Below are 19,434 nucleotides of genomic sequence, written 5' to 3'. Positions count from 1 at the left end.
AGGAGATCAGCTATGGCAAATCAAATGATTATTAATGCGGCTTCAACCAAAGGAATCATAAACCGGATGATCTACGGGCATTTTGCCGAACATCTGGGCCGATGCATTTACGACGGCTTTTACGTAGGCGAAGATTCCCCCATCCCAAATGAACGTGGAATCAGAAAAGATATTGTGGATGCCCTGAAAGCGCTGAATATCCCCTGCCTCAGATGGCCCGGCGGATGTTTTGCGGATGAGTATCACTGGAAAAACGGCATAGGCCCTAAAGAATCCCGGGCAGAAATGATCAACACCCATTGGGGCGGCGTGGTGGAGAATAATCATTTCGGAACCCATGAATTTTTCGATCTCTGTGAAATGCTGGGGGCAGAACCTTATATCTGCGGCAATGTGGGCAGCGGAACCGTCCAGGAAATGTCAGAATGGATCGAATACATGACGTTTGACGGCAAGTCCCCCATGGCAGACCTTCGAAGAAAAAATGGCCGCGAAAAGCCATGGCATCTGAAATACTTTGGCGTCGGCAATGAAAACTGGGGCTGCGGCGGCAGAATGAGGGCGGAATATTACGCTGATGAAGTTTTGCGTTACAATACATATGCCAGGGATTATGGAGAAAACCATTTATACCGGATTGCGGCAGGTCCAAGAGGTTCCAATTACCATTGGACAGAAGTTTTGATGAGAGACGCCGCCATGCATTTTGACGCTGTCGCCCTGCACTACTACACCCGCTTGGGCGATCCGGTTGTCACCGTCAATATCCCGGACGGCAACGAACGTTATCTGAGAGATGAATCCCGCTCCAGAACCTCGGCCACCGACTTCGCTGAAGACGCCTGGTTCGGCATCATGAAAGCCGCCAATTATATGGAAGAACTGATTCAAAAACATACGGCAATTATGGACCGCTATGATCCGGAAAAGAGGGTTGCTTTAATCGTAGATGAATGGGGAACCTGGTTTGACTGCGAGCCGGGCACCAACCCGGGATTTTTATATCAGCAGAACACGCTCAGGGATGCGCTTTCAGCCGCAGTAACTTTAAATATCTTCAACAACCACTGCGACCGGGTGCAGATGGCTAATATCGCCCAAACGATCAATGTACTTCAGGCCATGATATTAACAGAAGGAAGCCAGTTAGTTCTCACCCCTACCTATCATGTTTTTGATATGTATCAGGTACATCAGGATGCCGAACTCCTGGATTTCGCCCTTCTTTCCGATGACTATTGTTATGGTGACGAACACTTAAAACAGATCAGCTCTACCGTCTCCAAAGCAAAGGACGGAACAATCAATATAACTCTCTGCAATATTGATCCGAATAAGAACGGAACCGTAAAATGCCACATTGAAGACATGGGCCAGTTTGCAGTGGACAAAGGAACCATTCTCACTTCCCAACATATGCAGGATAAAAATACATTTGAGGATCCTGACGCCCTGCGCCCAGTGCCTTTTACAGATTGTTGTGCCGCTGACGGAACTTTGACTATAAATATGCCGCCTAAGTCCGTGGTTCTTGTGGCATTAAAACCGGTCTGCAATTAAATGAAAGATAAGATTGATAAAAGAATGGATGACTGCCCCAGATGCGGCCTCAGCGCAGTCACCGATTCCGAATACCACCAATCTCTACAAACTTATATATCGGGAATCGACCCGGATATCCGGACTCCGGATGCCGATTATTCAAACCGGTTAAAAGCCTGCGGCGCCTGCCGGTACTTATCAAACGGCCTATGCCGCCTGTGCGGATGCTTTGTGGAAATGAGAGCGGCAAAACGAAACAGCCGATGCCCCGAAAGCCCTTCAAAATGGGGAATTTAATGTTCCGTAAGATGATTTGTTCCTATGAAACCCGGCGAAAACCCATAGCAGTAATGTTAATTCATTGAATTCTGTCATTTTATAGGTATAATTCTTCTATAAAAAAATGATGGTACAGGCAATTCTGTACCATCATTTTTTCATCTATTTACTGACCCATCTGTTTTGCAACTTCCTCAGCAAAGTTCTCTTCCTTCTTCTCCAAACCTTCACCGGTCTCAAAACGAACGAACTTTTTAACTTTGATCTCTGCGCCGTTTGCTTTAGCAACTTCTGCTACATACTGGGCAACAGACTGTTTTCCATCTTCTGCTTTCACATATACCTGGTCTAACAGACAGATTTCTTTTAATTCCTTGTTGATACGTCCCATAACCATACCGCTGATGATCTTGTCATTAGCATCCGGTTTTTCGTTCTTAGCTGCTGCAGTTAAAATCTCTTTCTCTTTTTCAATATAATCTGCATCAACTTCATCTCTGCTTGTATATAATGGTTTTAAAGCTGCTGCCTGCATAGCTACGTTCTTAGCCATCTCTTTTACAGCATCGTTTACTACGGTGGTCTCAACATCTACTAAAACGCCGATCTTTCCGCCTGCATGGATATATGAAGCTACAAAACCATTTGCCTCTTCTAATCTCTCAAATCTTCTGATGTTCATGTTCTCACCGATGATGGAGATCTGGGAAGCCAAAGCTTCTTTTACAGTTAAAGTTGCATCCTTTGTCCATGTTTCAGCCATGAAATCATCAATTGCTGTGGAAGAAGAATTTAAAGCCTGAGCTGCTACATCTGCCGCATATGTCTGGAATTTTTCATTCTTAGCAACAAAGTCTGTCTCAGCGTTAACTTCTACAACAACTGCCTTCTTCTCATCCTCAGAAATTGCAGTAACTACAATACCTTCAGCCGCAATACGTCCGGCCTTCTTCGCTGCTCCTGCAAGTCCTTTTTCTCTAAGGAATTCAACTGCTTTATCCATATCACCGTCGGTAGCTGCAAGTGCTTTCTTGCAGTCCATCATACCTGCACCGGTCATTTCTCTTAATTCTTTTACCATTGCTGCTGTTACTGCTGCCATCGTATTTCCCTCCGTTATTTGTTTTAGGTTATTATTAAACACAAAAGTGCTTCAACCTGTTTATCACAGGCCGAAGCACCCTTCATTCCAATTAAGCTTCTACAGTTTCTTCAGCATCTGCTTCAAAAGCTTCTTCAACATCTGCAACTGCTTCGCCCTGGTTTGCTTCGATTACTGCGTCTGCCATCTTAGCTACAATTAACTTAACGGCTCTGATTGCATCGTCGTTACCCGGGATTACATAATCTAATTCTTCTGGATCACAGTTTGTATCTGCAATTCCGATCAACGGAATACCTAATGTATGAGCTTCCTGGATACAGATTCTTTCCTTCTTAGGATCTACTACAAAGATTGCATCCGGGATCTTCTTCATCTCTTTAATACCGCCAAGGTTTCTCTCAAGTTTCTCCCATTCTTTCTTCAATGCGATAACTTCTTTCTTAGGCAGTACGTCAAAGGTTCCGTCTTCAGCCATAGTTTCGATTGCTTTTAATCTCGTGATTCTGCTCTGGATTGTCTTGAAGTTTGTTAACATACCACCAAGCCATCTCTCGTTTACATAGAACATTCCGCAGCGCTCTGCTTCTGTTTTGATTGCATCCTGAGCCTGTTTTTTCGTTCCTACGAAAAGGATTGTACCGCCTTCAGCAGCGATATCAGAAATAGCGTTGTACGCTTCATCAACTTTTCCTACAGATTTCTGTAAGTCAATGATGTAGATACCGTTTCTCTCTGTGTAGATGTAAGGAGCCATCTTAGGGTTCCATCTTCTTGTCTGATGTCCGAAATGAACACCTGCTTCCAAAAGCTGTTTCATTGAAATAACGCTCATGTTATTACCTCCATTTGGTTTTTTACTTCCGCCTGCTTCTCATGCTTCTTCAGGGACCTGAATCAGGCACCTCCTGAAAAATCGACAGACGTGTTTTTTGTCAGCCTTATAAATATAGCATAAGACCAAAGTGTATGCAAGCACTTTTCTTCATTTTGTCCAAAAATGTCCAAAAAAATTACAGCAACAGTCAAAAAACTGCTGCTGTAACGTATTAACGGATGAATTGTTATCTGGTCAGTGCCTTTTCCTTTAATTTATCCAGTTCATCAAATATCACATCATTAAGAACTTTGATATAAGTTCCTTTCATGCCGGATGAACGGGATTCAATTACGCCAGCACTTTCAAATTTACGGAGCGCATTAACAATAACGGAACGGGTAATGCCCACCCGGTCTGCAATCTTACTGGCAACCAGTATGCCTTCATTACCGTCCAGTTCTTCGAATATATGAGTGATCGCTTCCAGTTCAGAAAATGACAACGTGCTGATTGCAGATTTTACAATCTGAATCTTCCGGCTCTCTTCCGCATTCTCTTCATTAACAGAACGCATCATCTCCAGACCTACAACCGTAGTGCCGTATTCGCTGAGTATAATGTCGTCTATATCATATTGAGCGTCCGCTTTATAGATAAATAAGGTGCCGAGACGTTCTCCTGCTATATCGATCGGCGTTATAATTGCCTGATACTTTTTCACGTTTTCTTCTGCAAATCCTAAAGTTGCAAGATTTACATTCTCTTTCGTTGAAAGAATGCTCAACAGCCTTTCGTTCAACATGCGGTCAACATATCCGCCAACCTGGTCTTCGATTAATTCTTCAATCTCATCAACACCCGGGCAGATACTCACTCCCAGCACTTTTCCCTTCTTGCTGATCACCAAAATATTAGACTGTAAGATTTCTGTCAAAACCTGACAGATATCATTGAAGACCACTTTGTGTGAATTATTGTTATGCAATAGCTTATTGATTTTTCTGGTTTTATCCAACAATTGAACGCTCACCTTCGAATACCTCCTTGTTTAATTTTAATACAGCCGAAAAATACCCTTTAATGGATAAATTGTAACACGATTTTTGACTAATAACAAGAGTTTTTCGAAGTTTTATGAATTTTTTAATAATTTTTTTTATTTTGTATTCATATTCACGCTATATCCGCACTGCTCGTTAGAACAAAGCAGTTTATTTCCTTTTTCTACCATATATTCGCCGCATTCCGGACACTTTACTGTAGAGGGCTTTTGCCATGACATAAAATCACATTCCGGATTATTTTCACAGCCAAAGTATTTTCTGCCCTTTTTCGTCTTCTTAATTACCACTTCTTTTCCGCACTTAGGACAAGGGATTCCTGTCTTTTCAAAATACGGCTTTGTATTTTTACAATCCGGGAATCCGGGACATGCCAGGAATTTTCCGTGAGGGCCGTATTTGATAACCATGTTGCGCCCGCAGAGTTCACAGATTTCATCGGATACTTCATCTGCTATTGTCACTGATTCCAGTTCCGCAGCGGCTTTTTTTACCGCCTCATCCAAATCAGGATAGAAATTGCGCACAACAGTTTTCCAGTTTGCAGATCCGTCTCCCACTTTGTCCAGCAGATATTCCAGATTTGCCGTAAACTGCAGATCCACGATGCTCGGGAAATTCTCCTTCATAATGCGGTTAACCACTTCGCCCAATTCCGTTACATAGAGATTTTTATTTTCTTTTGCAACATAACGTCTCGCTATAATTGTAGTAATTGTGGGAGCGTAGGTACTGGGCCTTCCGATCCCCTGCTCTTCCAGCGCCTTTACGAGAGAAGCTTCCGTGTAATGGGACGGCGGCTGGGTGAAATGCTGGCTTTGTTTTAATTCTTCCAGTTTAAGAACCGTCCCCTTTTCCAGTTTTCCCAGAATCAGGTTATTGTCCTCCTTATCTTCATCCTGTACATAAACGGACATAAAACCGTCAAATACAATCTTGGATGCAGCCAGGGTAAAGTAATAATCTCCCGCACCAATCCGAACCGATGTGGTTTCATATACGGCAGGCTTCATTCTGCTGGCCGTAAAACGTTTCCAGATCAGTTGGTAAAGACGGAACAGATCCCTTTGAAGGGATTCTTTAACGATCACGGGCGTCAGAGCAATATCGGTTGGCCGGATCGCCTCATGGGCATCCTGAATCTTTCCGTTTTGCTTTGCTTCCTGTTCATTCATTTCAACATACTGGCTTCCGTATGTTTCATCAATATATTTTCTTGCAGCAATATCCGCCTCTTCTGCAATTCTGGTGGAATCAGTACGCAGGTAAGTGATAAGACCCACGGTTCCTTTTCCCGCTATGTCCACACCCTCATATAACTGCTGCGCCAAACGCATGGTCTTCTGGGTGGAAAAGTTCAAAACCTTGGAGGCCTCCTGCTGCAGGGTACTGGTGGTAAACGGAATCGGGGCTTTTTTCAGACGCTCTCCCTTTTTCACCTCTTCCACAGCATAATTGGCATTTTTAAGCCCCTTCAGGATCTTTTGCAGTTCTTCCTTGTTGTGAATGGTGATTTTTCCGTTTTTATCTCCATAAAATTTAGCGTTTAATGCCTTTTTATTGCCTTCCGGCTTTAAATCCGCTTCCAGATTCCAGTATTCTTCCGGAATAAATGCGTCAATCTCTTCTTCCCTGTCACAGATCATGCGCAGGGCTACAGACTGTACACGGCCTGCGCTCAATCCGCGCTTTACTTTCGCCCACAGAAGAGGGCTGATGCTGTAGCCCACCATACGGTCCAGCATACGCCTTGTCTGCTGTGCGTCCACCAGGTCCATATCGATCTCACGCGGAGACTTTAATGAGGTCTTTACAGCATTTTTAGTGATTTCATTAAAACTGATACGGTAAACTTTTTTGTCTTTTGCTTCGTCCAGTTTAAGCGCCTTGACTAAGTGCCAGGAAATCGCCTCCCCCTCCCGGTCAGGGTCAGTTGCCAGATAAACAATATCCGCTTTTTTCACCTCTTTACGAAGCTTTGCAAGAATATCCCCTTTTCCGCGAATGGTAATATATTTTGGTTCAAAATCATTCTCCACATCTATTCCCAACTGGCTTTTGGGCAGATCACGGACATGTCCGTTAGATGCATCTACTTCATAGTTTGTACCCAAAAACTTTTTAATTGTTTTTACCTTTGCCGGTGATTCCACAATCACTAAACATTTGGCCATTACTGACACTCCTTATCTCTTCTCTATATCTTTTTTACATAATAATTGCCGGTGGTCTGCAGTATATAACCGCCTAATTCCAAGCCCATCAGAATGCTCATACATTCACTTGGCGCCAACCCGCACTCTTTTACAATCTGTTCTAAAAATTTGGGTTGTAAATCCAAGCAACTATACACCATTTTTTCTTTCTTTGCAAGTCCATTTACATTTTTTTCATGAAGTCTTAATATTTTTTCTTGCTTTAATCCAAAATATTCAATTAAATCAGACGGGCTCGTAACCACATTCGCGCCGTTTTTTATCAATTGGTTACAGCCGGTGCTCAAAGCGTCTGTCGCCCTCCCGGGAAGGGCAAATATCTCCTTCCCCTGTTCCAGAGCATAATCTACTGTAATCAGAGAACCGCTCTTTTCTTTCGCTTCGATTACCAGCACTGCGTCTGCCAGACCGCTGATGATCCGGTTTCTCTGCGGAAAATTCCTGGGATTGGGCTGCTCTCCCAGCGGCAGCTCAGATATTATTCCTCCATTTTCCAATATTGCTTCATAAAGGCCATAATTCTCCTTAGGGTAACAAATATTAATTCCGCATCCTAAAACCCCATACGTATCCTTTCCTTCTTTTACAGCTCCCCATTGACCCGCTCCGTCTATTCCACGAGCCAGACCGCTGATGATCTGGATTCCATATCTGCTTAAAGCCTTTCCGAAATACTCTGCCGCCTGTTTTCCATAGCTGGTACAATTCCTCGCTCCTATGACTGCCACAGAAGGACGTGTTGATTCAGGAACTTTGCCCTTTACATAGATTCCCACTGGTTTTCCATAAATATGTGTTAAACGGTCCGGATATTCCTGGTCCCAGGGAGTAAGGAAACGGATTCCCATTCCCTCTAAACAGTGATATTCCCTTCTGAAGCGGTTCAATTCCTTCTTCATGCCTGAAAAACATTCCGCTCCCCTTTCTGTAAGAAATCTGCCTGTAACTAAATTTTTTTCTTCTATATTATATATGTCTTTAAAACTTCCATAATAATCAAAAAGCTGCTGTATCTTTACTGCGCCTAAAAAGGGGGTCTGGCATAACCAATAAAGATATTCCTTCTCCAATTCATCCATTCCTGATTCCTCCCCAATACTTTTCATCCAGTGACCGGTATGCGATCGCTTCACACAAATGTCCACGGCTGATATTATCCTCCCCTGCCAAATCTGCAATCGTTCGGGCCACTTTCAATATTTTGTTATATCCTCTGACGCTCAATTTCATGGTCTCAAAAATCTGCTTGATAAATGCATCATCCTCAGGCGATAACGCACAGTACCGGTTAATCTGACTGCCGTTCATCCGGCTGTTAAAAAGATACCTGCTGCCATCAAACCGCTCCTGCTGTATCTGCTGGGCCCGGATCACCCGTTTTTTAACCGATTCTGAGTTCTCCTCTTTCTTACTTCCCTTTAAATCCCCATAGCTCACAGGAGCGCTTTCCACACAGATATCAATCCTGTCCAAAAGCGGCTTGGAAATTTTCCCAAGATACTGCCTGATCTGCCATTCACTGCAGTTACAGCGGCTCCTATCCGGAAAATAACCGCATTGGCATGGGTTCATGGCCGCTGCCAGTAAAAAATCCGCCGGAAATACATAAGAACCATGGAGGCGGCTGACCGTAATTTGATGTTCCTCCAACGGCTGGCGCAGTACCTCAATGGTGCTGCGTCTGAACTCTGGAAATTCATCCAGAAAAAGGACTCCGCCGGAGGCCAGGGACAATTCTCCGGGCCTGGGATATTTCCCTCCCCCGGTCAGCGCCTGCTGGCTGATTGTATGGTGGGGAGACCGAAAAGGGCGTTCCGACAAAAGAGGGGTTTCACGCGGAAGAAGTCCGCAGATACTGTATACTTTAGAGATTTCGAGACGTTCCTGATCCGTAAGATCCGGCATGATGGTAGGAATCCTCTGGGCGATCATAGTTTTCCCGGTTCCTGCCATGCCGATGTATAGAATGTTGTGTCTGCCTGCCACCGCAATCTCCGTGGCCCGTTTAAATAAGAGCTGTCCATGGACATCGGAAAAATCCACCTGTTCCCCCATGCTGTGAGAGACCGGTTGTATTTTTGTCAAAACCCTTCTCTTTTTCAGTTTTTCCGGATTGTTCAACAGCTCCGTCAATTCCAGGATGTGGGATACTCCTATCACTTGAATTCCCTGAATTACACTGCCTTCCAGCACATTATCCTCTGGAAGAAAGCATTGGTCAAATCCTGCTTCTTTGGCCGCCGATACAATTGACAATATGCCCCTTACCGCTTTAATTTCCCCATCCAGCCCTAATTCGCCGATCAAGACTGAATGCTTGATGCTCTCCGGTTCAATCATGCCGTAGGAGGCCAAAACTGCCACAGCGACCGGCATATCATAAGCAGTCCCTTCTTTTCTGATATCTGCTGGAGACAGATTGACCGTAATCTTTTTGGCCTGCAGCCGGAAGCCTGAATTTCTCAACGCTGTTCTGACACGGTCCTGAGCCTCTTTTACTTCCGCCGCCAGATAACCCACCATGGAAAAACCAGGAAGGCCGTCGCTCACATCGGCTTCAATTGACACAATATAGCCGTCAAGGCCTGATATCCCCCCGCTAAACGCTTTACTAAACAAACACACTTCCTCCAATCTTCAATTAATCATAACTTCTACAACGGAAAATATGTACAGAACCGTACACGAAACTTTGAATGAATTAGAATAGTTAAACTATAAAGGATTTGTCTAAAAAAAGCAAGCGGATTTTCATAAATTTTCGAAACAATGGTTATCGTTCACATCCCTCGCTGGAGGACCCGGCCTGGCGGCGGAGCCCCGCAAAGCGGCACGGCCGCCAGGCCGGGTCCTCCAGCGAGGGATGTGAGCGGTAACAAACAATGACACGTTCAGGCACACTCAGTTCCTGCCTTGGAACTCGGTCATATACGGACGATATCTGAGGGCCAGGTTTCTTCTCTGACATTTCGGATTTTCCCTCTCCTTAATTGAGATACTCTCATGAAATACTTTCCACAGATCCTGATAGATGGTTTCATCCGTCTGCTGCTGTAAACGTTCTTCCCAAATCGCCCCATCCGTATGAACGATCATCCATCCGCAGTCTTTTTTATGAACAGCCGCCTTATGCCGCAGTTCATCATACAAAATCCAGTTTTCACCGGAAAGACGGTCTGCAAAATGAGGAGCCGTAAGCAGAACCGCATCGTTCTTAGGGCCGATCTTTGCGAATAATATTCCGTCTTCCATCTGGGAGAAACGGACAAATCCGGTTAACAGATGAGCTTCATGAGCCACATTACGGCTTATGGTGAACACGTCGTAGACCTCCGGCAAAGCAAGCATATCTGTAACTTTTCTGCCATACCGGAACGCCTGTTTTAAAAATCGGAACATCTTATCCGCCTTCTCCGGATCATAACTCAATGACGTGTTATAAACCAGTTCCCATACCTCTTCTGATATCTTCCGTTTAACGGAACTGGAAACTTTAGCCGCTTTTTCATCATCCGTCTCAACCTGACGGTACTCGCAGAATAATTCCAGATTATGTTCGCCGTCTAAAACAAGCCTGACCTCGTTCTGATCCAGCCAGGCATCATAAATTCCACACAATATATTCTCCAAAGAATCCTGACAGATATAAATGGTCTTCAACTCATATCCTCCCCGTTATGCTGGCCAGGCAGTCTTCCTGTGAAGGGGCCGCGTTTACATTGAAATCATCAAACAGGGACAGTTGGCGGAATGCGTCCTTATGCTCAATATCCCATATCTTCCTCTTCTCATCTCCCACAATCTGCCTGGCTATCTCATCCTGATCCAAATGAATGGGAAAGCATGTTTTCCCGGAACATGTTATAAAATATCCGGCCCTCTTCAACACGACCCCCAGTTTCTTCAAATCTTTAAAATCCAGAATGCAGCTCCTTCGCGCAGCCACAATGCGCCTGGCCGACTTAACGCCCAGGCCCGGAACCCTTAGAAGGGTATAATAGTCCGCCTTATTGACTTCCACCGGAAACTGCTCCAGATGGCGGATCGCCCAATCGCATTTCGGATCTAAAAACACATTAAAATTCGGATTCTTTTCCGACAAAAGTTCTTCCGCAGCGAAACCATAAAAGCGCAGAAGCCAGTCCGCCTGATACAGACGGTGTTCTCTGAGTAAAGGAGGACCGCCGGGCAGCGCCGGAAGCAGTTTATCATCATTAACCTTAACAAATGCTGAATAGAATACCCGTTTTAAATCATAATTCTTATAGAGCGCTTCCGCCACGGCTATCATCTGAAAATCTGTTTCAGGAGTGGCTCCCACAATGATCTGCGTGCTCTGTCCGGCAGGAACGAAATCAGGCCTTTTCCCGTAAACAGCGAGTTCCTGCTTCTGAACCGATATTCCGTTCCGAATCTGTCTCATGGGAGATAGGATATTCTTCCGGGTCTTGCCGGGAGCCAGTTTTTTCAGACCTTCCGAAGTAGGGAGTTCCAGATTAACGCTCATCCGGTCGGCTAAAAATCCCGTTTTCTCAATCAGCACCGGATCTGCTCCCGGGATTGCCTTCACGTGGATATACCCGTTGAAACGATGTACTTCCCTCAATTTTTTCAAGGTTAAATAGATCAGTTCCATGGTATAATTGGCGCTATGAAGGATTCCCGAACTGAGAAACAGGCCCTCAATATAATTCCTTCTGTAAAACTCCATGGTCAGCGCGCACACTTCATCCGGAGTGAAAGATGTTCTCATCACATCATTGGATTTGCGGTTGATACAGTATTTGCAATCGTAAATGCACTGATTCGTAAACAAAATCTTTAAAAGGGATATGCACCTGCCGTCTGCGGAAAAGCTGTGGCAGATGCCCGCTTCGCTGGCATTGCCTATCGTACCTTTTTTACCGGCCCTGTTAATGCCGCTGGATGTACATGCTGCATCATACTTCGCCGCATCAGACAGAATTCTAAGCTTTTCCTGTAAGTTCATCTGTTCCTGTATTAACATAAGCTGCACCTTCTTTAGCTTTATAGAACATATGTTCTTTTAATATCTTATCATAGGTGATGCAGATATGCAATACTTTTTCGAACATTTGTTCTTTCCTTATTTTCTCCTTCCCTATTTCCATCTAAAATACATTTAAATTTAAACATTTAAATTATCTGACTGCCATCTCCCCAGACTTTTCTTCTTCCATCAAACCGCAAAACCTCCAGCTCCGGTTACGCCCCCTCCGCCTCCGTCCTCAGAAATTCAATGACTCCATTATCGTCATAATAATTCGCCGCTTTCGGCCCATTGCCAATATAAACCGTCCCGTCTTCATTGATCCGGAAAATTAAATCATAGGAATGAAAGTATCTGTATGGAAAATTGATCCAGACCATATCCATCCGCCCCGAATTTCCATGATCCTCCGACCGCAAAAGAAGCTGTTCCTCTTTGGGAAGCCGCTCCATGCCGGATGCCAGTTCCTGGAGTTTTAACAGCCTTTCATCTCCGGCCTTCAAATTAATACTCGCTCCATGATAGTGGATCCATGCGGAGACAGCAGGGGTAGTATATACCTGCCGTACCAGCAGCCAGCCATGCAGATAATATCCGCCGAATAGGGCTGTGGATAACAGAATTCCCGAACACGCAGTTATCCACAGCATTTTTATTTTCTTTTTCCCAATGATCTCATAAACAAGAAGGAATAAGGTCATAACTATTGTGGTCACAATCAGTGTTCCGTAACCGCCGGGCTGGTTCATGACCGTTAGTTTATCCGGCATAAAACGCTCCATAAATCTCATGATTTTGTCCCTGAAACATCCGTTTACCACCGCATAAACCAACAGGGTCAGGCAGATCAGACAGACTGCCCGGTCTTTCTTTGTTTTAATTTTCCAGTTTTTCATCCAAATCCACCTTTCCGCTCATCTCATAATCTTCCGACGCATCTCTGAACTGATCATCCCAGAACTTTTGAATATAGCCTGCAAAGCGCTCCGTAATCCGGTAGATTATGCCTTCATCCGTTACCAGATATCTTTGGGCGGGATTGACGTATGCGATCATATATCCCCCCCTGTATTTTCCCATCCAGATTTCCAGTTGTATTTCACCCAGATGCGCCCTTCTCACATCCGTCAATGGTTCCGGCTCCCCGTCCTCATAGAAAGCCTCCTCCAGAAGTTCGAAAACAGACGCCCCATATCCTTCATACTCTTCTGAAAAAAGTTCCCCATAAGATTCTGAATTTAAGAAAAATCCTTCAATATCCTTCAGCTCATTATTTTTTTTCACTCCATATGCGTTAAGCCCTGTCAGCGCCCCGCCGTAAAGTCCGATGGCCAGCGCCCAGGCCGCTGCAAATTTCAGATATTTCTTTAATGTAAAGATACGGGAATCACCTGTAAAGAAAGCAAAACTTCCATAAACAGCGCCTCCGGTCAAAACAGGAGTAATCCGTTCTGCTAAAAAACTCAATGCCCTGTTCTGCGGAAAATAGGCATCCGCTATAAAGGCTCCTGCCGCCCTGGTGTATGCGTATGGGATATCATGAATCAATCCATAGAAAATCTCGCTGATTTTGTAGGGTATCGCCAGAATAATCTTTGTAGGCAGAAAGCTGTCCGTATAGTAAGAAATGCTGAACCACCCCATAATCAGCCCCAGCAGAGTGAAAATCACAATCCGTCTCGTGCCTTTTTCGTAGTGTACGACCTGCTCTTTCAGTTTCTGGTCTCCGCCTTCATAAACCGTATTTGGAATATCCAATTCCTTTTCTTTTTCCAGATATCCCTCTACCAACGCGCTGCACTCCGGGCAGCTCTCAATATGTTTTTCAATGTCCGGATCTTCATTTTTCCCTTTTAAATAGTCAAAAACCCTGTTTTTATAGCTGCATCCCATTATTTCACCTCCGATTTTCCAGAAACAGAAGGACAGGCTCCGTAAATTTTCCGGTACCTTTCCCTGGCACGATAGATCCTGACCTTTGTCACAGCCTCAGAAATGCCCATAATACCAGCTATTTCCGCATAAGACAGCCTCTCATAGTCCCGAAGCAGAAGGATTGTCCGGTCGTCCGCATTTAAGGCGGAAAATGCGGCTGCAATCTCTCGTTTGTTTTCCTCCTCAATCACCCGTTCTTCCGGTATATTTTCATGGGAATCCATCTGTTCCGGACATTCCTCCACAAGCAGTTCAGGCTTCTTTTTCCTGGCAAAAGAAAGGAATGTGTTCCTGGCAATGGTAAGGCACCATGTTTTTTCACTGCACTCACCTTTGAACTTTTTCATTCCCAGATACACCTTCAAAAAAGTTTCCTGGGATAAATCTTCCGCTGTCTGCTGGTTTTTTGTCATATAGTACAGGTATCCGTATACCGAATTTTTCTGTTCCTGGTAGATCCGTTCAAAATGAAGCTTCATCACGCTCCTCCTTTGTCATGCCGCTCAATGGCCGTTCAATAATATAGACGCAGCTTCAGCCAAAAAGTTACAGAAAAAAAGCAGGAAAGAATGAACTCAGCCATTCTCTCCTGCAACGAAGTCGTTTTATTCTTCATACCCGTTAGGATTGTTTTTCTGCCATCTCCAGGAATCCTGACACATCTCTTTAATTCCGCGTTTCGCAGACCAGCCAAGTTCCTCCTTCGCCTTAGACGGATCCGCATAACAAGCGGGAATATCCCCGGGACGTCTTTCTTTAAATACATAGTTGATCTTCAAATCATTGGCTTCTTCAAACGCATTGATCACATCCAGCACGCTGTAGCCGGTTCCGGTGCCCAGATTGTAGATCCACACTCCGCCGGAATTCTTTTCCAGTTTCTTAACGGCCTTTACATGTCCGTCAGCCAGATCCACTACATGAATGTAATCTCTGACACAGGTTCCGTCCGGAGTATCATAATCGTTGCCGAATACGCCTAAGCAAACCAGCTTGCCCACCGCTACCTGGGTGATATATGGGAGCAGGTTGTTGGGAATTCCCTTAGGATTCTCTCCGATCCGCCCTGATTCATGCGCTCCGATGGGATTGAAGTAACGAAGAAGCATTACCTTCCATTCCGGGTCCGCTGTATGTAAATCGGTTAAAATCTGCTCCAGCATCCCCTTGGTTCTTCCGTAAGGATTGGTAATCTGTCCCATAGGGCATTCTTCCGTAATCGGAACAAAAGCCGGATCTCCGTAAACAGTTGCCGAAGAGCTGAATACGATATTTTTAACATTATGTTTTCTCATAACATCGCAGAGAATCAGTGTGCCTGTGATATTGTTATGATAGTATTCCAACGGCTTATAAACAGACTCACCTACCGCCTTTAATCCGGCAAAATGGATGACTGCTTCAATCGTTTCGTTATTAAACACCTGTTCCAGCCTTTTCTCATCCAGCAAGTCCACTTCATAAAATACGAGGGATTTTCCTGTTATCTCCTGCACCCGGTCCAATGACTCTTTGCAGGAATTACATAGGTTATCCACCACCACAACCTCATACCCTGCGTTCAACAGCTCAATACACGTGTGGCTTCCAATATAACCAGCGCCGCCGGTAACTAAAATTGCCATAACAAAATCCTCCTTTATGCGAAATAAAACCTTTCCAATTTATTATAATTGGAAAGGTTTTATTATTCAATGTAAAATTCTTAGATTTTTTGTACAATTTCTTTTAATATTATCTGCATAATTTTTTAAATTCATCCGCCACAAACTGAACCTGCGGCCCAATGATCACCTGAATGCTGGTTTTACCAGGACGGATCACACCTGCCACACCCGCGGATTTAATAACTTTTTCATTTACTTTAGTATTGTCTTTTATTTCCAGTCTCAGCCTTGTGATACAGTTGTCAATGCTGGTAATATTTCCGCTTCCGCCCAGTCCTTCCAAAATAATGGAAGCGACTTTGGTATAATCGTTATTCGATAAAGTAACTTTGCTCTCTTCTTCCGCGTCGTCATCTTCACGGCCCGGGGTCTTGAAGTTGAATTTAACAATTGCGAAACGGAAAATCACATAATAAATGGCGCCTACAACCAGGCCGATGGGAAGCAGCATCAAAGGATTCTCCGCCATAGGAGCTTTCATGCTGAGCACCCAGTCCACGAGACCTGCACTGAACCAGAAACCGGAACGTACCGGAAGGTAAGCACAGACAGCTAAAGAAATACCTGTTAAAATGGCATGGATCAGATACAGACCCGGAGCCAGGAACATGAATGCGAATTCCAAAGGCTCTGTAACGCCTGTAAAGAAGGAACATAATGCCGCTGCCATTAAAAGTCCTGCTGCAACTTTCTTTTTATTTGATTTTGCTGTATGCATCATTGCAAGGGTTGCTGCCGGAAGACCGAACATCATTACCGGGAAGAAACCTGTCATATACATACCGGTCTGTCCGTAAACAGCACCGTCAACCGTTCCCCAGAATTTAAACAGGTCATTGATATCAGCAACATCAAACCAGAATACGGAGTTCATCGCATGGTGAAGTCCTGTCGGTATCAAAATACGGTTGCAGAATCCATAAATACCAGCGCCGATGGGGCCTAATCCGATTACAGATTCGCCGAATTTTACAAGACCGCCGTAAACAAACGGCCATATAAAGAATAAAATCAAAGCTACTACAAGAGAACACAATGCCGTAATAATGGCCACACACCGTTTCCCACTGAAAAATGCCAGCGCATCCGGAAGTTTCGTATTTTTAAACCTGTTATATACAGTGGCGCCGATGAGGCCGCACAGAATACCGATGGCCTGGTTCTCCATCTTGCTGAATGCAGGAGCTACTTCTTCTACCGGTATTCCCTGCAGAACGGCCAGGATATCAGGCGACAGGATCTTTTGGATCATCAGCCATGATACCAAAGCAGCCAGAGCTACCGTACCATCATTATCATCCGACATGCCGATGGCCACACCAAGGGCGAACAACAGTCCCATATTACCGATCAGGGCATCGCCGGCCTTTACAAGGAAAAATGCAAGCGGCATAGGATTTCCCTGTCCAGACATAACCGACGGGCTGATCCAATAGCCAATACCCATTAAAATACCTGCTGCGGGCAGGACAGCCACTGGCAGCATCAAAGATTTCCCCAGTTTCTGAAGATACTTCATCATAATAAATTAACCCCTTTCTTTTTCAAACGCCTCTTTTATTGCTTCAATTGCCTCCGCTTCATCCGGGCCCTCCGCCCGGATCAGAACTCTGTCCCCAAATTCTGCGCCAAGGCCCAGAATTTCAATTACATTCTTTAAATCAGCGGAATATTTATTTAAATCCCCTCTTATTTCCGACTGGAATTTTCTTGCCGTCATCATGAGCATTGATGCCGGCTTCGCATGAAGTCCACATGGATCTGTAATTTGGAAACACCACTCCCTCATAGTAGTTTCCTACAGATCGATGATTTTATCCAGCTCGTTCACCTGCATTCCGGTATGGCATACCATATCTGGAAATTCCGGTGTGTTGCAGATAATGACCGGTGTGATCACATCATATCCTTCTTCTTTTATCTTCTCAATGTCGAATTCTACCAGCAGATCGCCGGCTTTTACATGATCTCCGGCCTTCACATGGCTGGTATAATGCCTGCCCTGAAGGTTTACGGTATCGAGCCCAATGTGGATGATGATTTCAGCTCCATCCACGGTTTTTATGCTGACCGCATGTTTTGTGTCAAACATTACGATAACTTCTCCATCAGCCGGTGACACTACCCTTCCCTTAGATGGAATGATCGCTACCCCCTTTCCCAGAATTTCATCGCTGAACACCGGATCCTTTACCTCTTTCATCGGAACCGCACTGCCTTCCACAGGAGACAGGATTACTTTTTTGTTAGAGTTTCCCCCAAGCATCTTTTTTAATGATCCAAACATCTCGCTCTCTTCCTTTCTTTATGATCTCACCCGCTTGATATGAATGGCTAAATATGCAGCTTCTTCATCCGTCACATCGTGATGATACGTATTTTTTATATATTCCCGGATTTCTTCGCTTACGGCAAATTCTTCCGGATACATCGTGGATATCATCGTAATAAATTCCGGATTTGTTTCTTCCATCAATTCATTACTATAAATTCTCTGCGATAAAAAGCGCAGATGGGTGATGAAACGCTCATAATTTAGAGACTGTTCATCATACACCATTGAGAACCGTTGTTTTACCAGCTCCAGCACATACTGGATCAAATTGGTAATATCGATTGCATCCTTCATCTTTGTGTTGTATTCCGCATTGACAATGTGGAGGGCAACAGAGGCGGCTTCATCCACCGGAAGTTCAACATGGAGTTTTTTCTTAATCAACGCGACCGCATATTCACCGATCAGATATTCTTCCCGGTAAAAACTTCTGACCTCTCTCAGAAGAGGATTCGCAAACATCATGTTCTTTCCAAACCGCTCTATGGAAAAATTAATGTGGTCGGTCAGGGTAATATAGATGTTCTGGTTTAATTTCTTATTCAATACGGTTTTCGCATAGTTAATGATCTCGGTGGATACCTGAATATGCTCCAGCGGAAGATTGGAAAGCAGCGTCTTAAACTGGTCTACCTCTGTCTGGCTGTCCAGGCGGAATACCTTTTCGATCCTGTTTTCGGGAATTTCCATCCCCGGACGCACTCTGAATCCAATGCCCCGTCCCATAACCACGATCTCTTTTCCGCTTTCTAAGACACTGACGATATTATTATTGATAACCTTATCTACTTTCATGTTCACCCCCGCATCATTATTATTGTTCCAATTCGGGCATAAAAAAAACCAACCCTGATACTAAGTCATATATTCTATGACTTTTATCAAAATTGGTTTTGCCTGCTTACCAGTAACAATCCATATCTGTTATGTTTTCAACTAGTGTCAGTATATCAGCATTATGTTGCAATGTCAACTGCTTTTTTTACATTTTTTATCTATTTATAACTATTATCAGTCTCTATTATACGGGATATTATATAATCCCTTGCTTTTTCCTGGGAATCAAACTGTTTCCGTTCTCCCAAGATATATGATATGGCGTCATTCCAGCCGTTGACCGTGAAAGACGCAGGGTTGATACGGTTGAGCAGCGGAACCAGCGATAACCGGTTTGCCGGCAGACGAAGATCCGATAAATAATCACTGCACAGCTGTTTCGCCAGTTCATCAAGAAGACCGCCCTTTAATATGTTTTCTCTGTCATCTGCAATCATTGGTACCACCTTTCAAACTCACCACATAATAAGCATTATGTAGTACCGGATCATAAAAAATGAGCCCACTCTGTCCTTCAAAACGATTCCGCTGACGAACAGGGTTATTTTTTATGCACAAAAAGAAAAAGCACTGATTTTTACCACTGCCTGATAAAAAATATTGAGGAATAAACCGGCTTTTTCTTGCTA

The 19,434-nt window shown here is 44.2% G+C and carries 21 protein-coding genes; 2 read left to right on the top strand and 19 right to left on the bottom strand.

Annotated features, from left to right (window positions below; translation table 11 throughout):
• Positions 1-12 precede the first annotated feature (12 nt).
• Together GPL15_RS17540 and GPL15_RS17535 are read left to right on the top strand one after the other, a co-directional pair.
• Positions 13-1,560: an alpha-N-arabinofuranosidase gene (locus tag GPL15_RS17540; RefSeq protein ID WP_215699993.1), complete on the top strand. Its 1,548-nt coding sequence runs from the start codon at positions 13-15 to the stop codon at positions 1,558-1,560.
• Positions 1,561-1,839 carry a DUF6171 family protein gene (locus GPL15_RS17535; RefSeq protein WP_215699992.1) on the top strand — a complete coding sequence of 93 codons (279 nt, stop codon included), beginning with the start codon at positions 1,561-1,563 and terminating at the stop codon, positions 1,837-1,839.
• A 148-nt stretch (positions 1,840-1,987) separates the two neighbouring features.
• Here GPL15_RS17535 and tsf read toward each other — a convergent pair whose 3' ends face one another.
• The 19 genes from tsf to GPL15_RS17445 all read right to left on the bottom strand — a co-directional run.
• On the bottom strand, positions 1,988-2,923 hold the full coding sequence (gene tsf, locus GPL15_RS17530; RefSeq protein WP_215699991.1) for a translation elongation factor Ts: 936 nt from the start codon (positions 2,921-2,923) through the stop codon (positions 1,988-1,990).
• A gap of 91 nt (positions 2,924-3,014) precedes the next feature.
• Complete coding sequence (gene rpsB / locus GPL15_RS17525) at positions 3,015-3,758, bottom strand: 30S ribosomal protein S2 (protein ID WP_215699990.1); 744 nt, start codon at positions 3,756-3,758, stop codon at positions 3,015-3,017.
• 229 nt (positions 3,759-3,987) lie between these two features.
• The gene (gene codY, locus GPL15_RS17520) at positions 3,988-4,773 is read right to left on the bottom strand and encodes a GTP-sensing pleiotropic transcriptional regulator CodY (RefSeq protein WP_215699989.1); all 786 of its coding nucleotides are present in this window, start codon (positions 4,771-4,773) and stop codon (positions 3,988-3,990) included.
• Between the two features lie 126 nt (positions 4,774-4,899).
• Positions 4,900-6,978 carry a type I DNA topoisomerase gene (gene topA / locus GPL15_RS17515; RefSeq protein ID WP_215699988.1) on the bottom strand — a complete coding sequence of 693 codons (2,079 nt, stop codon included), beginning with the start codon at positions 6,976-6,978 and terminating at the stop codon, positions 4,900-4,902.
• A gap of 23 nt (positions 6,979-7,001) precedes the next feature.
• Positions 7,002-8,099, bottom strand: a complete 1,098-nt coding sequence (dprA, locus tag GPL15_RS17510) for a DNA-processing protein DprA (protein WP_215699987.1) — start codon at positions 8,097-8,099, stop codon at positions 7,002-7,004.
• The gene (locus GPL15_RS17505; RefSeq protein WP_215699986.1) at positions 8,092-9,639 is read right to left on the bottom strand and encodes a YifB family Mg chelatase-like AAA ATPase; all 1,548 of its coding nucleotides are present in this window, start codon (positions 9,637-9,639) and stop codon (positions 8,092-8,094) included. Before GPL15_RS17505 ends, dprA begins: the two co-directional genes overlap by 8 nt.
• A gap of 282 nt (positions 9,640-9,921) precedes the next feature.
• On the bottom strand, positions 9,922-10,680 hold the full coding sequence (locus GPL15_RS17500) for a TIGR03915 family putative DNA repair protein (protein ID WP_215699985.1): 759 nt from the start codon (positions 10,678-10,680) through the stop codon (positions 9,922-9,924).
• A gap of 1 nt (position 10,681) precedes the next feature.
• A complete protein-coding gene (locus GPL15_RS17495; protein ID WP_215699984.1) occupies positions 10,682-12,028 on the bottom strand; it encodes a putative DNA modification/repair radical SAM protein in 1,347 nt (448 codons plus the stop codon).
• Entirely contained in the window at positions 11,988-12,116 is a 129-nt protein-coding gene (locus tag GPL15_RS27780) for a hypothetical protein (protein WP_275950509.1), read from the bottom strand. Before GPL15_RS27780 ends, GPL15_RS17495 begins: the two co-directional genes overlap by 41 nt.
• 130 nt (positions 12,117-12,246) lie before the next feature.
• The gene (locus GPL15_RS17490) at positions 12,247-12,927 is read right to left on the bottom strand and encodes a hypothetical protein (RefSeq protein ID WP_215699983.1); all 681 of its coding nucleotides are present in this window, start codon (positions 12,925-12,927) and stop codon (positions 12,247-12,249) included.
• Entirely contained in the window at positions 12,908-13,924 is a 1,017-nt protein-coding gene (locus tag GPL15_RS17485; protein WP_215699982.1) for a hypothetical protein, read from the bottom strand. The genes GPL15_RS17490 and GPL15_RS17485 overlap by 20 nt, the downstream gene beginning before the upstream one ends.
• Positions 13,924-14,445 carry an RNA polymerase sigma factor gene (locus GPL15_RS17480; protein WP_215699981.1) on the bottom strand — a complete coding sequence of 174 codons (522 nt, stop codon included), beginning with the start codon at positions 14,443-14,445 and terminating at the stop codon, positions 13,924-13,926. Before GPL15_RS17480 ends, GPL15_RS17485 begins: the two co-directional genes overlap by 1 nt.
• Positions 14,446-14,571: 126 nt before the next feature.
• Positions 14,572-15,591 (bottom strand): UDP-glucose 4-epimerase GalE, encoded by a 1,020-nt coding sequence (gene galE, locus GPL15_RS17475; RefSeq protein ID WP_215699980.1) that lies wholly within the window; start codon positions 15,589-15,591, stop codon positions 14,572-14,574.
• Positions 15,592-15,700: 109 nt separating this feature from the next.
• Positions 15,701-17,155, bottom strand: coding sequence for an N-acetylglucosamine-specific PTS transporter subunit IIBC (gene nagE / locus GPL15_RS17470; protein WP_215699979.1), 1,455 nt, complete (start codon positions 17,153-17,155; stop codon positions 15,701-15,703).
• Positions 17,156-17,161: 6 nt separating this feature from the next.
• Complete coding sequence (locus tag GPL15_RS17465) at positions 17,162-17,422, bottom strand: HPr family phosphocarrier protein (RefSeq protein WP_215699978.1); 261 nt, start codon at positions 17,420-17,422, stop codon at positions 17,162-17,164.
• Between the two features lie 9 nt (positions 17,423-17,431).
• A complete protein-coding gene (locus GPL15_RS17460; RefSeq protein ID WP_215699977.1) occupies positions 17,432-17,920 on the bottom strand; it encodes a PTS glucose transporter subunit IIA in 489 nt (162 codons plus the stop codon).
• 18 nt (positions 17,921-17,938) lie between these two features.
• Positions 17,939-18,763 (bottom strand): PRD domain-containing protein, encoded by an 825-nt coding sequence (locus tag GPL15_RS17455; RefSeq protein ID WP_215699976.1) that lies wholly within the window; start codon positions 18,761-18,763, stop codon positions 17,939-17,941.
• A gap of 200 nt (positions 18,764-18,963) precedes the next feature.
• Positions 18,964-19,242, bottom strand: a complete 279-nt coding sequence (locus GPL15_RS17450; protein WP_215699975.1) for a hypothetical protein — start codon at positions 19,240-19,242, stop codon at positions 18,964-18,966.
• Positions 19,229-19,434, bottom strand: a 206-nt coding sequence (locus tag GPL15_RS17445) for a hypothetical protein (RefSeq protein ID WP_215699974.1), incomplete at its 5' end; no start/stop codon positions are given. The genes GPL15_RS17450 and GPL15_RS17445, both read right to left, overlap by 14 nt.

It is taken from the genome of Clostridium sp. MCC353 (assembly GCF_018785315.1).
Classification (GTDB): Bacteria; Bacillota; Clostridia; order Lachnospirales; family Lachnospiraceae; genus CHH4-2.
This window is presented reverse-complemented; position numbering and strand designations above follow the sequence as displayed.